This is a genomic window from Cupriavidus sp. MPR-AND1C (assembly GCF_058809705.1).
In genome coordinates this window covers 88,202-103,219 of sequence record NZ_JBXASU010000002.1, presented here as the reverse complement: position 1 = coordinate 103,219, position 15,018 = coordinate 88,202, and the positions used below count along the sequence as shown (strand labels likewise).

Annotated in this window: 13 protein-coding genes; 7 read left to right on the top strand and 6 right to left on the bottom strand. The window is 64.8% G+C overall.

Features of this window, described 5'->3' with window-relative positions:
- Positions 1-5: 5 nt before the first annotated feature.
- Both AC1RWI_RS01770 and AC1RWI_RS01765 read right to left on the bottom strand, forming a co-directional pair.
- Positions 6-1,046: an ABC transporter substrate-binding protein gene (locus AC1RWI_RS01770; protein ID WP_492864185.1), complete on the bottom strand. Its 1,041-nt coding sequence runs from the start codon at positions 1,044-1,046 to the stop codon at positions 6-8.
- Between the two features lie 252 nt (positions 1,047-1,298).
- Positions 1,299-2,117, bottom strand: a complete 819-nt coding sequence (locus AC1RWI_RS01765; protein ID WP_492864183.1) for a tripartite tricarboxylate transporter substrate binding protein — start codon at positions 2,115-2,117, stop codon at positions 1,299-1,301.
- A gap of 453 nt (positions 2,118-2,570) precedes the next feature.
- Here AC1RWI_RS01765 and AC1RWI_RS01760 point away from each other — a divergent pair, with 453 nt between their 5' ends.
- Both AC1RWI_RS01760 and AC1RWI_RS01755 read left to right on the top strand, forming a co-directional pair.
- Positions 2,571-3,728 carry a CaiB/BaiF CoA transferase family protein gene (locus AC1RWI_RS01760; protein ID WP_043353940.1) on the top strand — a complete coding sequence of 386 codons (1,158 nt, stop codon included), beginning with the start codon at positions 2,571-2,573 and terminating at the stop codon, positions 3,726-3,728.
- The gene (locus AC1RWI_RS01755) at positions 3,725-4,708 is read left to right on the top strand and encodes a Bug family tripartite tricarboxylate transporter substrate binding protein (RefSeq protein WP_492864180.1); all 984 of its coding nucleotides are present in this window, start codon (positions 3,725-3,727) and stop codon (positions 4,706-4,708) included. The genes AC1RWI_RS01760 and AC1RWI_RS01755 overlap by 4 nt, the downstream gene beginning before the upstream one ends.
- A 79-nt stretch (positions 4,709-4,787) precedes the next feature.
- Here AC1RWI_RS01755 and AC1RWI_RS01750 read toward each other — a convergent pair whose 3' ends face one another.
- The 4 genes from AC1RWI_RS01750 to AC1RWI_RS01735 form a co-directional block, all read right to left on the bottom strand.
- Positions 4,788-5,489, bottom strand: a complete 702-nt coding sequence (locus AC1RWI_RS01750) for a nitroreductase (protein WP_492864178.1) — start codon at positions 5,487-5,489, stop codon at positions 4,788-4,790.
- Between the two features lie 78 nt (positions 5,490-5,567).
- Complete coding sequence (locus tag AC1RWI_RS01745; protein WP_043353947.1) at positions 5,568-6,980, bottom strand: MmgE/PrpD family protein; 1,413 nt, start codon at positions 6,978-6,980, stop codon at positions 5,568-5,570.
- Between the two features lie 159 nt (positions 6,981-7,139).
- Positions 7,140-8,438, bottom strand: a complete 1,299-nt coding sequence (locus tag AC1RWI_RS01740; protein WP_043353949.1) for an MFS transporter — start codon at positions 8,436-8,438, stop codon at positions 7,140-7,142.
- Positions 8,439-8,477: 39 nt separating this feature from the next.
- Positions 8,478-9,887: an MmgE/PrpD family protein gene (locus AC1RWI_RS01735; RefSeq protein WP_043353951.1), complete on the bottom strand. Its 1,410-nt coding sequence runs from the start codon at positions 9,885-9,887 to the stop codon at positions 8,478-8,480.
- 266 nt (positions 9,888-10,153) lie between these two features.
- On the opposite strand from AC1RWI_RS01735, the gene AC1RWI_RS01730 reads away from it, so the two are divergent.
- From AC1RWI_RS01730 to AC1RWI_RS01710, 5 genes are all read left to right on the top strand, one after another.
- Positions 10,154-11,755, top strand: coding sequence for a Na+/H+ antiporter (locus AC1RWI_RS01730; protein WP_492864175.1), 1,602 nt, complete (start codon positions 10,154-10,156; stop codon positions 11,753-11,755).
- A 155-nt stretch (positions 11,756-11,910) separates the two neighbouring features.
- On the top strand, positions 11,911-12,846 hold the full coding sequence (locus tag AC1RWI_RS01725; RefSeq protein ID WP_492864173.1) for a LysR family transcriptional regulator: 936 nt from the start codon (positions 11,911-11,913) through the stop codon (positions 12,844-12,846).
- Between the two features lie 156 nt (positions 12,847-13,002).
- Positions 13,003-13,473 carry a MaoC family dehydratase gene (locus AC1RWI_RS01720; protein ID WP_492864171.1) on the top strand — a complete coding sequence of 157 codons (471 nt, stop codon included), beginning with the start codon at positions 13,003-13,005 and terminating at the stop codon, positions 13,471-13,473.
- Between the two features lie 181 nt (positions 13,474-13,654).
- Positions 13,655-14,530, top strand: a complete 876-nt coding sequence (locus AC1RWI_RS01715) for an HpcH/HpaI aldolase/citrate lyase family protein (protein WP_492864169.1) — start codon at positions 13,655-13,657, stop codon at positions 14,528-14,530.
- Between the two features lie 26 nt (positions 14,531-14,556).
- A complete protein-coding gene (locus AC1RWI_RS01710; protein ID WP_042877232.1) occupies positions 14,557-15,018 on the top strand; it encodes a MaoC family dehydratase in 462 nt (153 codons plus the stop codon).

The following is a 15,018-nucleotide window of genomic DNA, read 5'->3' as shown; positions in this document are numbered from 1 at the left end:
GCGTCTCACCTGTCAGCCTGGACGAACTTGCCGTCCTTGACTACGAGCACGATGCTGCCGTACCTGGGGCGGCGATCGCTGTGGTTCCAGCTACCCGAGCCGACCACGACCGGCACGTCGCGCACCGTCATCAAGGCGTCGCGCACCTTCTGCCGGTCGGGATTTGCCCCCGCATTCCTGAGCGCTGCGAGCGCGACCTGGACGGACGAGTAACCGGTCGCGGCCCAGCCATCAGGCTCGGCGTTGTAGCGCGCCTTGTAGGCAGCCTCGAAGGCCTTGTTCAGCGGCAGGTCCATGCCGTTGACGAACTCCGACACGGCCAGCGTGCCTTCGGCTGCCTTGCCGACGATGTTCAGGAAGCGCGGGGTGACGAGTGCGATAGTGCCGATGAAGCGCACCTTCTCCGGCAAGCCGGCCTGGCGCAGCTGGAGGATGATGTTGGCGCTCTGCTCGGAATAGGTGGCGAGATACACCGCATCGAGGTCCATGGCCTTGAGCTTCGTCACCAGCGGCAGGAAGTTGGTGTCGCTGGTGACGACCGCTTCTTCGGCCACCACCGTTCCGCCCCCCGCCTTGAACGGGTCGCGGAAGTAATTCTTGTACTCGATCAGAGCTTCGTTGCCGCGGTCGTACACCATCGCGACCTTGCGCACCGGCGTCTTCTCGAGCACGTACTTTGCCATCCGCGGGCTGATATCAGTCGCGCTCTGCTGGAACTTGAACACCCACGGTCCGGGGGCGATGATGGCGTCCGAGCTGGCCATCGACATCATGGGAGTGCGCTTGTCATTAAAGACCGGTGCCGCGCCGACGGAGTCGGAAGTCGCCGAGGGCCCGAGTGACAGCACCACCCGCTCCCGGTCGATCGCCTGGTTGGCCAGGTTGATGGCCTGCCCCTTGTCGCTCGCGTTGTCGCGTTCGATCAGCTTGATCCTGGCGCTGCCGAGCACGCCCTTCCTGTTGGCTTCGTCGACTGCCAGGCGGATGCCGTTCTGGTAGCTCGCGCCAGCGAAGGCAGCCGCGCCGGTCACCGACTGGATGGACATTATCGGGATTTCCTGGGCTTGGGCCTGCGCGACAGCGCAGGCGGCAAGGGCCGCGAGGCTAGCTAGGCGCAGCGAAAGAAGGCGTTCTAGGCACATGGTCTTTGTCTCCTGGATATTGTTTATGCTTGGCGCAGCCGCACACTCGTCGGATAGCCGCCGGAAACCATTTCACTTGAGGTCGTACAGCCGCGCCAAGTGAGCAACGCGGTTTGTCCCGTACTTTGAATTTTGGGGAGGGAGAAGCCCGCGAGCTCAGGATTCCTTCGACAGCTGCGCGATGCGCTTCCAGTGCGCATCCTCCTTCGGAAATGCAGTGAGAAACTGGCGGCGATCCGCGATATCGACGTACATCGACTGATGAGCACAGAACGCCTTGAACTCGGGCGACTGGGCGATTCGAACCAGTTCCTCGGACAAGCGTTCCACAATCGGCGCCGGCGCTGCTGCAGGCGCCAGCGCGCCGATCCACGACGAGACCTGGAAGCCCGGCACGCCGGCTTGCGCGGCAGTCGGAACTTCCGGGATCTCACTCCAGCGCCCGGCGCTGGTGACGGCGAGGCCGCGCAGCTTGCCCGCCTTGATCATCGGCACCACGCTCGGCGCGCCCTGGCAGGTGAAGTCCACTTGGCCGGCCATGACGTCGGTCACAGCTGGCCCGTTGCCCTTGTAAGGGATATGCTTGGCCCGCGTTTTCGTCAGGTCATTCAGCATCACCGAGCAGAGATGAGACGTGCTGCCCGCCCCCCCAGATGAGTACGTGATCTCGCCCGGCTTGCGCTTCATGGCGGCGATCAGGTCGTCCAAGGTCTTGTAAGGCGAGTCGGCTCTGACCACGATCGCCAGCGCGGAACTGCTCACTTTGGCAATCGGCGCGAAGTCCTTGACCGGGTCAAACGTGACAGGCCCGGCGGCAAACCATCGCGTGGTGAGGTGGGGAACACCGGCGAACAGCAGCGTGTAGCCGTCAGCGGGAGCCTTGGCCACGGCGTCCGTGCCGATGAGCCCGCCAGCGCCGGCACGGTTGTCCACCAGGACGGGGGTTTTCAGGCTCTCTGCCAGTGCCTCGGCCATGAATCGCGCAGTAATGTCCACCGCCGTGCCTGGAGAGGCCGGCACGACAATTCGAATCGGCCGCGACGGATATTGCTGCGCAAAGGCCGACGGCGCGCAGGCGACCGCAGCTAGTGATGCCAGTGATTTCAGGAAATTCCTTCTGCCGAACATAATGTCTCCTCTCTTATGCTTTCGACGATAGGCGCGGCCGGCGGGCTGGGCAATTGGCGCTGGTGTGCCGTTCCGTGCTTTGAGAGCAGGCGCAGGCCCGCCTCTCAAAGCACGGAACGGCACGGGCTGGCGAGTTGAGTTCCGGGGGGAGGGCGCGCACGATTGGTATGCGGCGGAAGTACGCGCGGGGAGCATCGGCGAGCCTGAGTCAGGCAGATCGCCCCCCGGTGCAGTACTGACCGCTCTCGCGCTCATTACAGTTGGCGCGCGGAAACCGGGCATAGCTATCAGGAGACCATCGTGGGACCACTTGCTGGAGTGCGCATCGTGGAGCTGGCGGGCATCGGGCCGGCTCCCTTTTGCGCCATGTTGCTTGCAGACCTTGGCGCGACGATCATCCGCGTCGACCGGAAGGAGCCGTCGGGGCTGGGCCTATCGCGGCCGCTACAGTTCGATCTGGTGTTGCGCAACCGAAAGTCGATTCAGGTCGACTTGAAGGACCCGGCCGAACTGGAACTGGTTCGCACGCTGATCGACAAGGCAGATGGGTTGATCGAGGGATTCCGCCCCGGGGTCACCGAGCGGCTCGGGCTCGGGCCTGAGGTGTGCCTCGCGCGCAATCCCAGGCTGGTGTACGGCAGGCTGACGGGCTGGGGCCAGGATGGGCCGCTGGCCCAGACCGCGGGGCACGATATCAACTACATCGCCATCACCGGGCTGCTCAACGCGATCGGGCGTGAGGGCCAGCCGCCGACGGTGCCGCTCAATGTCGTCGGCGACTATGCCGGCGGCTCGGTCTATGCCGCACTCGGCATCGTGAGCGCGATCCTGGAGGCGCGTTCCTCGGGTAAAGGACAGGTGGTCGACGCAGCGATCGTCGATGGCGTGGCGTCGCTGCTGGCCGTACATACCGGGCTACGGGCTGCGGGCCTGACCGGACCGGAACGAGGCACCAACCTGCTGGATTCGGGGGCGCCTTTCTACGATGTCTACGAGTGCGCCGACGGTAAATACGTGTCGATCGGCCCGATCGAGTCCAAGTTCTATCAACAGTTGCTTGAACGACTGGAGTTGGACCCGTCCGCGCTGGGCAAGCAGGCAGATCGCACTGACTGGCCAACCGCACGCCGCGTGTTTGCGGCGCAGTTCAGGACGCGGACGCGCGCGCAGTGGACAGAGCTGCTCGAAGGCAGCGACGTGTGCTTTGCGCCCGTGCTCGACCAGGAAGAGGCGTTTGAACATCCGCACCTGAAGGCGCGCGGCACCTTTGTCGAGGTCGATGGCGTGATGCAGCCGCGCCCGGCGCCGCGCTTTTCGCGTACGCGCCCGGCCGATCCGGCTCCCCCCGCTGCGGCAACGCCGGAGAACGCGGCGCTGGCACTGGCGCAATGGCTCTCCAAGGAAGAGCTCGACAACCTGGCGGCCGCCGGCCGCATCCAGAATGGAGCAGCGCAATGATGAAGCGCCGCACCTTCCTGCAGTCGCTGCCGGCGCTGGCGGCCATCCCGGCATCGTTCCCGGCTTCGGTGCTCGCCCAGGCCTATCCCTCCCGCCCGGTGCGAATCATCGTGCCCGTCAGCCCTGGCTCGGGCAGCGATGTCGTGGCGCGTTATATGAGCGCCGTGCTGACGCAGGCCCTGGGCTCTGCGTTTGTCGTGGAGAACCGCCTTGGCGCGAGCGGGATCATCGGCACGGATTTCGTGGCCAAGGCGGCACCGGACGGCTACACGTTGCTGTGCACGTATGCCGCGCACTATTCGAACCAGTGGGTCGAGAAGACGCCATACGATGCGGTCAGGGACTTCGAGCCGATCGCGCGGCTGGGCATGTCCGCACTGCTGCTGACTACCGCGGCAAATTCGCAGTTCCGCACGGTCAAGGACGTCATCGCGGCGGCGAAGCGCAAGCCCGGGAGCGTGTCCTTCGGGTCTTCCGGAAATGGCACCACGTCGCACATGGCGGCGGCGCTGATGAGCAGCATGGCCGGCATTGAGATGATCCACGTCCCGTACAAGGGGCCGGCGCAGGTCGCGGTCGATACGGCGAGCGGCCAGGTCGACGTCGGTTTCGGGGGCGTGGCCTCGTCGCTGGCTCTGATCAAGGCGGGACGATTGCGCGTGCTGGCAGTCACCAGCCTGCAGCGTTCGAGCCAGCTTTCGGGTGTCGTGACGATGGACGAGGCTGGCCTGAAGGGCTATGAGCTGATCTCGCCGATCTGGGTCATGGCTCCACATGGCACGCCGCCTGCCATCGTCTCGCAGCTGTCCAGGGCAATGACTGCGGCGGCTGCGACGCCCGCTTTTAAGTCTTACTGCATCGGGCAGGGGCTGGAGGTCGATATAGCGGATGCCGCCGCGGTTCGCGCCAGTGCGCCGGCTGAACTGGAGCGGTGGAAGAAGTTGGTGGCGCTGACGGAGGCCAAGTCAAAAACTGGCTGAAAGCCGGCCGATAAGTCTCCGACAAAGAGAACGAGCCGACCAGGTCGGCTCGCTTGCTTTATCACGAAAACGCCGGTAGTTACACCAACCGCATAATCTCTTCGTCAGGCGCCCGGCTCGTCCTGAAGCTGTTCGCCGCATGATCGGGATCCGCGTAGCCAAACGAAATCGCGCAGATCATCTTGCGGTCGTCGCCGATGCCAAAATGGGAGCGCACAAACCTGGCGTGCCGTGCCAGCGCCCCCTGCGGCGTGGTGGCAATACCGTGCGCGTGCGCGGCCAGCAGGAGCGAAGCGATAAACCCGCCGCAATCGACAGCCGCGTACGGCCCCAGATCCGCAGCCATCGTGACGATGGCCACATGCGGCGCCCCGAACAGCCGGAAATTCTCGAAGCCCTGGCTAGCGCGGCGCTCGCGGTCGTGGCGCTCGATGCCCAGCGCTTCATAGAGCCGGTAACCCGTTTCCTGTCTGCGTCGCGCGTGGACGCCGCGATATTCTTCCGGGAAGGGCAGGTCCGAATCGACTTCGGGTGAGCTGGCGGCGTGCTCGAGCAGCGCATTGCGAAACTGCTCCGTGGTCGCCTGCGAGCCGATGACCAGGTGCCAGGGCTGCACGTTGCACCAGGATGCGCTCTTCTTGGCAACGTTGACGATGCTTCGGATCACCGCGTCGGGCACGGCTTTGTCCAGGTATGCGCGGCACGTGAAGCGCTCGGACATCAATCTTGTGAAGGTGTCGACGTCGCTGCCGGACGGGCGGCTGACGGGGTGCTGCTGCATTGCTATCTCCTGACTATCATGAGCGGCCGACCTGGCACGCTGGGCCGTGTCGGCGCGCGTCCTGCCTAGTGTCATTCCTCAGTGCGTCAATGCCACCAAGTCTGCGGTCTTGAGGCGCGGATCCATCTTCCTGAGCGTGGCCAGCAGCGTCTGCGCCCGGTCTTCGCCGAGCACGTCAACCGTCAGCTCCATGAACTTCGCGTCCTGCTCTGCCTCCGACATGGGGTTGGCCAGCGAGCCAATCGGGTCCTCTACGAAGACATGCTCGGACGAGCCATCGCGGAAGGTCACCGTGACATCGGCGACGAACTTGCCGGGGTAGCGCTGCTCGAGTTCCGGTGCTTCCGTAATGCCGATGCCGCGCGCGACTTCCTTCACGGGGCCCATGTCGAGCTTGCCGTCCAGGTAGTCGCGGTGCACCTTGTAGCCATTGCCCATGCCGAGCACGGCAAATGCCATCTGTGTCGGCAGGCTGAACTGGACGTGCTCGATGTTCTTCGGCTCATACGCATTGGCGTTGGCGGTGCCGACGACCACGTTGAAGGCGGGATGGATGCGGGCCTGGATATCAGCAATGTCGGCGCGGCGCGCCGCGAACGGGCGGATTGCGTCGATATATGCATGGGTGCAATAGCAGGCACAGTACGCCTTGAGCCAGACCGTGCCGATCTCGAACGGCTGGTCGAGACGGAACCGCTCCTCGGCCCGATCGCCCGGGCCACGCTGCAGGAGGGTGCGGAAGAATCCTTTGTTGCCGCTCAGGAAGGCGCGCGGCCCGGTGATGCCGACCTGTGCCATGTCGGCCGAGACCATGCCGCTGCGCGTGCCGATGCCAGCGTGCACGCGCTTGACCGAGCCGCCGGTGGAGGTGTACTCGGTGGTGCCGGCCGCATGGCTCAGCGCGATGGAGAGCGCGTGCAGGGTGGTTTCCGCATCGAACCTGCGCAACTTGGCCGAGACTGCCGCGGCGCCGAAGCTGGACAGTACGGCATGCGGGTGATAGCCGCGCTTGAGCAGGTCCGGCGCCGCCAGCACGCCGATCCGGGTGTAGACCTCGTAGCCGGCCACGATCGCGGTGATGACCTCCTCCAGGGTCGAGCCCAGTTCCTCGCCGATCGCGAGCGCCGCGGGAATCACGCAGCTGCCGGGGTGGCTAGCGCTGGCGCCGTGGGCGTCGTCGTACTCGAAGCCATGACCATAAGCGCCATTGACGAAGGCGGCGTCCGCCGCACTCATGGTGGCGGTGCTGGCGGCCACCCGGCTGCGCCCGGGGCGTTGCTGGGCAATGGCGAATGCCAGCACCTGGTGCGACCAGGGCATCTGCGAGGTGCCGACCTGCAGCGCGAGCTGGTCGCGCATGAGCCGGCTGACGCCGGCATGCGCCGGCGCATCGAGCTGGTCGAAGGTCAGGTCCTGGATCAGGCGAACCACTGCCTGCTCGAGGGGGGGGCAGTTGGGCGGCGAACTGGAATCGGATTGGGTGGTAGTCACAGGTGCGTCCCCTGGGAAAAGTGTCGTTGATGCGTCGCCCGGTCGATGGCGACATGCGCTGGCATGGTGACCAGATTCCTCGCAAGTATTGGGGCTGTCAATCCGAGGCGGACTCCGGTTCCGTACAGTGAGCGCAAGACGCGCCCCGGGGTGAGCGGATTATTCGCCGGTTGGTGTCAGGGCGATTGCGGGCGGGTTGCTGCGCCTGCCGACCCCCAGCGCAACGGCGGCAGCGACGAAGGCCACGGCGGCCAGGATCATGAGCCCGCCAGCATAGCTGCCGGTCAGGTCCTTGGACAGCCCGAGCAGCGACGGCCCCGCGAAGCCGCCCAGGTTGCCGACCGCCCCGATGAAGGCAATGCCGGCGGCGGACGCGGGTCCGCTGAGCAGGGTGGTGTTGATGGCCCAGAACGCCGGCAGGGCGCCGAAGATGCCAAAGGCAGCCACGCTGAAGGCGATCATCTTCAGGATCGAGTCGTCCACCAGCGCCGCGGCAATCAGCGCCACCCCGGCGATAAACGCGGGCACCGCGATATGCAGGCGGCGTTCCTTCCGCGCGTCCGAGCGCCTGGCCCAGAACACGATGCTCAACGAGGCGATCACGTACGGAATCGCGGCCACGAACCCGGTCTGCACATTGCTGAGGCCAAACGACTTGACGATCTGCGGCAGGAAGAAGCCGACGCCGAAGATGCTCAGGAAGAAGCCGAAGGCCATCATCGACAGCAGCCACACCTTGGGGGTGAAGAACACTTGTGCCACCGAGAGGTGATGTTCGGCGCGACGCTCACGGTCCTCCGTCGCCATGCGCTGGGACAGCCAGCTGCGCTCGTCCGCCGACAGCCAGGGGGCATCCGACGGTTCGCCGCTCAGGTGCCTCAGCGCGATGAATCCGAGAATGACGGCGGGCAGCGCCTCCAGGATGAACATCCATTGCCAGCCATGCAGGCCCATCACGCCCTCCAGGTTCAGCAGCCCGCCTGAGATCGGGGCACCGATCACGGTGGACATCGGCGCCGCGACCAGCAGGTAGCCCATCACGCGCGCGCGGTATGCCGAAGGGAACCAGAGCGTGAGGAAATAGGCTACACCCGGGAAGAACCCGGCTTCCGCCAGGCCGAGCAGCAGGCGCACGATGTAGAAGCCGGTCGGCCCGGTGACGAACGCGGTCGCAGCCGAAACCAGTCCCCACGTCACCATGATGCGCGCGATCCAGCGGCGCGCCCCGAAGCGGACCAGCAGCAGGTTCGACGGCACTTCAAAGAGGAAGTAGGTCAGGAAGAACAGGCCGGCCCCCAGTCCGAATGCCGTGGCGCTCAGTCCCAGGTCCTTGTTCATTTGCAAGGCCGCGAAGCCGACATTGACGCGGTCCAGGAAGGACACGAAGTAGCAGAGGATCAGGAGCGGGACGAGGCGCCGGAACACCTTCGGCATGACGCGTTGTTCGAGCGTTTCCATTTGAACATTGTCTCCAGTAGTTTTGCCATGCCTGTTGGTTCAGGCTTCGGCGGGGGTCAGCGGCGCGAGCAGGGCCTGCGCCACGTCGTCGATCCGCTCCAGGTGCAGGATGTCGTCAATGAGCGTGTCAACGCGCTCTTCGCTTAACGGGTACGCGGAATAGGGCACGCACAGCCTGAACTTGGCAATGAAGTCCTGCTCGCTGAACGGGTTCTCGGGGTGGCCCTTCACGTAGACGTATTCCTTGCTGACCACGCGCCCGTCACGCAGCCTGGTGGTCAGCCGTGCGCCCCAGTCGGACACGGAGGGGTCCTCCGATGCGGTGATCCGCGTCATCAGTTCGCGGACGTCCTCCCGCTCCCTGGCCTTGGCGCTGTAGGAGTCCAGGAATACCTTGTCGTCGAACGCCGCGGTGGCCACGGCGTAGGGCAGGCTGAACTGGCATTCCGGTACGGTCCGTGGCTGCCATTTCTTTTCGGTCGGTTCGCAGACCGCGCGCCAGCCAGACGTGGAGACATCGATGTGGATGCTCGCGATGTCGGCCGCGCCAAAGCCATTGCTGCGCATCTGGTCACGGATGCCGTCGATGGAGGAATGCGAGAAATAGCAGGCGCTGTAGCCCTTGGTGATGATGCTCGCCAGTTCCCAGCGCCCGCCGAGATCCCGTGTCAGCGCTTCGGGTTCCGTTTCCCAGCGGGCCGTGTTCAGGTAGCCGTTGGCGCCTAGCAGCACCTCCTCGCGCGGTCCGGTGATGCCGCGCGCGGCCAGCTGGCACGCTGTGATCGCCGCCTGGCACACCAGTCCGTGATGCACGCGGACCATCAGCGTGGCGGGGGCGTAGATGGCCATCGTATGCGGCTGCGTCATGGTGCGCGCGATGCCCTGGGCGTTTTCGAGCTGCTCCTGGGTCAGTCCCAGAAGTTTGCCGACCGCCGCGACCGCGCCAAAGATGTAGTGGCCGCCGCAGTCGTTGGCCTTGACTGCCCGGCTGATGACCTTGTAGGCCGAACCAAGGCGGATCAGGATCTCCTGGCCGATCACCAGCGCAGCGAGGAACTCCTTACCCGTCACTTTCTGCCGCAGGCCCGAAGCGGCCAGCAGGCTGGCAACGATGTATTCACTGACGTGCCCGGCCTCTTCATGGAGGTCGCCGCAATCCATGGCGCGCGGCATCGGCCCGATGGCCAGCGCCGCCTCTGCGGCAGGGACCTTGCCGCCATAGAAGGGCAGCATGGTTTCCGCTTTGCCTCCCTTGTCTTTCACCAACTCAACGATCGCCGGTATGCCGTCCATCGCCGAGCCGCCGATGGTGACGGCCATGGCGTCCAGCAACGTATGCCTGGCATGCCGGATGACGTCTGCCGGCAGGTCCTCGTACTGCGTTTGCAATGCCATGCGGCACAGCGTAGCCATCGGGTCTTCGGAACTCTGGCGTGGAAATCTCGTCATGGCAGATTTTTGTGGGTGGTTAGCCATCATGGGGTCGCGCGCCAGCAGTCCGACGGGTGACCCCACGGCATGAATCGGGCGGCCGCCTGGCTGGCTGATGAGAAAAGGCGGGCGCTCGTTGCGAACGATTAGAGCGTCGGGTACCGCCCCCGGCAATCCGATTGCCGCGCTTGTTCCGGAAATCGAAAGCACAAGCCTCTTGCATCACGTAGCTATCGATGTTTCGTGGATAATTGCCGCAACACCGAACCCCTGGGGGAAACGCCATGTCGCCGGTTCTTGCCTTCAAGCTGGTGCTGCTATCGCTGGTCGTCATCATCGGCCTGGATCTGCTTGCCAAACGGCTCCGGTTGCCCCCTGCAGCCGCCTTCCTCGTTGGCGGCATCGCCATGGCTTTCATACCTGGGCTGCCCGACGTGGAGCTTGACCCGGACCTGGTCCTGGTCGTCTTCCTGCCGCCGCTGCTGATGGACGGCGCTTACTTTTCGGTCTGGGATGAGTTCCGGCGCAACCTGCGCGGCATCCTGATGCTGGCCATCGGGGCCGTGCTGTTCACCACGCTGGTCGTCGGCGTGGCAGTCCATCTAGTGGTCCCCGGTCTGCCGTGGGCCGCATGTTTTGCCCTGGGCGCCATCGTGTCCCCGCCCGATGCGGTCGCGGCAAAGGCGCTGCTGGAGCGCGTCGCGTTGCCGCGGCGGATGATGGCATTGCTGGAAGGCGAAAGCCTGCTCAATGATGCGTCAGGGCTGGTGCTCTACCGCTTCGCGGTCGCGGCCGCGCTGACCGGCGCATTCAGCATCCAGCACGCCGCGGCCGAATTCGTGGTGCTGGCATTGGGCGGGGTCGCTGTCGGCGTCGGTGTCGGTGTCGCGCTAATACGCGTCATCACGGTGCTGACAGATGAGTACCTGATCATCACGGCATCGGTCCTGCCGGCCTGGATCAGCTACATCTTGGGGGAATGGCTGGAAGTCTCCGGCGTGATCGCCACGGTCACCACGGGCATGATGCTGGGGTGGCATCAGCACCGAGTGTTTTCGGCAACGACCCGGATCCGTGGCACGGCGTTCTGGCAGATGATGGTGTTCCTGCTGGAAGCGCTGGTCTTCCTGCTGATTGGCTTGTCGCTGCGCGGCGTGATTGGCCGGCTCGGCGGCACGGCGGATGCGGTGGCTTATCTGGCGCTGCCGGTCACCATCGTCATGGTGGCAGTGGTGCTGTCGCGCTTTGTGTGGGTCTTTGCCACGGAAGCGCTGAAGCCGGCCTGGCACCGCCTGTTGCACAGGCACCAGGCACGGCCGGACTGGCGCTCGGCAACGATCGTGAGCTGGGCGGGGATGCGCGGCGTGGTGACGCTTGCGATTGCGCTGGCACTGCCGGAGGCGATGCCGGGCAGGGACCTGATCCTGGTGGCGGCATTCGCCGTGATCCTGGTGACGGTGCTGGTCCAGGGCACGACCATTGGCCCGCTGATCGGCATGTTCGACGTCGGCAAGATGAAAGCGGGCGGAGGTGTCGTCAAGTTGACCGAACCCCAGGCCTGGGCCCGGCTGGAGAAAGTGCAGCTGGATGCCATTCGCCCGCTGGTATTCGACGCCGACGGCAAGCTGCTGCACCCGCGCTTGTGGGAGCAGTACAACTACCGGGCGCAACTGACCGAGCGCTTCAAGGACAGCGTCTTTCCCGACGAGGCACGATCGGCCCACTTCGCCGTGGTCCTGGCCGGGCTTGCCGCCGCCAGGGCCGAACTACTCAAGATGCATCGCGCCGGACAGCTCAGCGACGAACTGCTGCGTCACCTGGAACACGACCTGGACCTGCAGGAAGTCTCCAGCTTGCATGGCAGCGGCGGCGTTGGCGCGGGCTGAGCGGCACGCGCCTGGCCGCGGCAGCCGTGCAGGTCCGCCTGACATGGCGGTATACTCGCGGTACGATTCGCGGCACACGTAGCGCATGCTGCCATGCAGCATGCCCGCGACGCCCGACCCGGCGACAGACCGGTTCCACCATTGAAGGAGACACCATGAGCACGCTGAGTGTGCATGGCCTGACCCGGCGGGTCGACCTGTTCACCCTGCGGCTGTTCCTGACGGTGGTGGAAGAGCGCCAGATCCGGCGCGCCGCCATCCGCGAGAACATCGCCGCCTCCGCGGCAACCAAGCGCATCCAGGATCTGGAAGACATTGCTGGCGTGCAGTTGTTCGAGCGCAATCCCAGCGGGGTGGCGCCGAGCGCGGCGGGCGAAGTCCTGGCGCGCCATCTGCGCCTGCTGTTCGAGAACCTCGAGGACATGCGCCGGGAACTCGGCGAATTCTCCGAAGGGGTTCGTGGGCACGTCACCGTGGGCACCACGGGTGCCGTCATCATCCAGTACCTGGCGCGCGAGATCGGCGAGTTCTCCCGCAATTTCCCGCTGGTCGAGCTGGAGCTGAAACAGGACGCCAATACCAACCTGGTGCGTTCGGTGGTGGCGGGGGATGTCGACATGGCGGTGTATATCGTCAGCCCGGATATCGACGATGAGCCGCTGGACAGCCTGCCATATCGCGTCGACCGTCTGGTCGCGCTGGTGCCGCATGGCCACCCGCTGGGCGAGCAGCCTGAAGTCGCCCTCGCCGACCTGATCCGCGAGCCGTTCATTGCCATGCACCCGAACACCACGCTGATGTCGGATGTCAACCGCGCCGCGCGCGCGATCGGCCGGGTGTTGCATCCCAAGTTCACAATCAGTGGTCCCGAGGCGGCGCGCAGCCTGGTTGAGGCGGGCCTTGGCGTGACCATCCTGCCGGAGTGCATGGTCTCGCTCGAGGCCAGCACGCGCTCGACGGTGCTACGGATTCCCGAACCATGGACGACGCGCAGCGTGCGCATCGGCACGCGTCGCGGCAAGACGATCACGGCGGCGACGCGCGCGCTGATCCGCCAGCTGACCGAGCAGCCAGAGCAGGCGTCATCCTGAGCCGTCCGGCATGCCTGATGCCGGATCGCGGTTGGCGAATCGCCGCGTCGCGGAACACAACTTGGCGCCTCGCCGCTTGCTGATTACCCTTGAAGCGTGACGGGACGCTGCGTCGTGGCATGCGCATCAAGTCCCGCCTTTCAAGGGAATGCATCCATGTCCGACGCCGCGACCGGCCGCTACTTCGAGGACTTTGTGATTGGCAGCGCCTACCGGCATGCCATCCGCAAGACCCTCTCGGAGGCCGATAGCCTCCTGTTCAGCACGCTGACCTATGGCATGGAGCCATTGCACGTGGACCAGGCGTATGCCGAAGCCGCGCCATATGGCATGCGTGCAGTAAACAGCATCCTCCTGCTGGGGCTGGCATGCGGCATCGGTGCGGCCGGACTGGCACGGGACCCGGTGTCAGGCACCGTGGCCTTCAGCGACGCGCGCTTCACGCGGCCCGTCTTCATCGGCGACACCATCCATGTGGAAAGCGAGGTGCTGGACAAGCGCGACGACCCCGAGTGCCCTGACGCCGGCCTGATCGAACTGGAACGTCGCGCCTATAACCAGCGCAACGAGGTGGTGGCCAAGTTTCGCTGCCTGCAACGGTTGCCGAGGCGCCATCCGGCGGGCTGAAGCCGTCCGTGCATCGCCGATTCGCGCAATGCGAGTCGGTGGTTCGCCAGTCACTACTTGAGTAAAACCACCTGGCCCATCTAGCATCAAGGCCACGGGAGCTCCAAAAATTTTTTCGCCGTTTATCTAACAGTTGTAAGGCAGTAATCATTACCAGGAGACGAGGATGAGTGTAAGTGCCATGAAACCGATACGATCCATGATGTTCGTGCCGGGCAACAAGCCAGACTGGATCGAGAAATCTGTGGCAGCCAAAGCGGATGCGCTGATCCTGGACTTGGAGGACAGCGTGCCGCCGGCCCAGAAGGTCGAGGCGCGTGAGATCGTCAAGTCCAAGCTGGACTGGCTGGCTGGGCAGAAACCGCGCATCTGGGTGCGCATCAATCGCAGCGCACACCTGTACGACTACGAAGACATCCTGGCAATCGTCAATCCGGTGGTCGAGGGCATTGTGATTTCCAAGCCCTGCGGCCCTGAGGACATTCATACCGTCTCGTCCATGCTGGCCGAGGCCGAATACCGCGCCGGCGTGCCGGTGGGCCACACCCGGGTGATTCCGCTGCTGGAGACCGCCCGCTCGCTGCAATACGCCTACGAGATCGCCCAGCACGAGCGCGTGCCCGCCATTGTCGGCGCCACGGCCAAGAACGCCGACGTGGCCCGTGCCCTCAAGACCGTCTGGTCGCTCGAAGGGCGCGAGACCCTGTACCTGAAGTCGCGCATCGTCATGGCCGCACGCGCCGCGGGCAAGCTGCCCATCGGCGGAGTATGGCAGCAGGTGCATGACCTGGAAGGGCTCAAGGTCTCGTCCGCCAACGACCGCCAGCTGGGCATGAGCGGCGAGCTGGTGCTGCATCCCTCCAACGTCGAGATCGTCAACAAGACCTACAGTCCCACCGAGGAAGAAGTGGCGTTCTACCAGGGGATGATCGACGCGCTGGAAAAGGCCCAGGCCGAGGGGCGCGCCTCGTGCATTTATGACGGCGAACACATCGACATCGCGCATGTGAAGACGGCGCGCGAAATCATCGAGCTTGCGCAATCGTTCAACAACTGATTGTGACCACCCAAGGAGATAGAAAAATGGCAGGCCTTTACTTCGAAGAATTCAAGCCCGGCATGGTGATCGAGCACGCCATCCGCCGCACGGTCACCGAGACCGACAACGTCCTGTTCTCGGCCATGACCTACAACTGTGCACCGCTGCACATCGATGCCGAGTACAGCAAGAATACGTTCTACGGCCAGCGCCTGGTCAACAGCATGTTCCTGCTGGCGCTGGTGGCCGGCATCACGGTGTATGAGACCACGCTGGGCACCACGCTGGGCAACCTCGGCTTTGGCGAGATTGCTTTCCCCAAGCCCACCTTCCACGGCGACACCATCCGCGTCGAGACTGAGATCATCGAAACCCGCATCTCCAAGAGCCGCACAGACTCTGGCATCGTCACCTTCAAGCACGTTGCCAAGAACCAGCGCGACGAAATCGTCTGCACTGCCGTGCGCACCGGCCTGATGATGCTGCGCCCTGCCGACAAGGCCTAA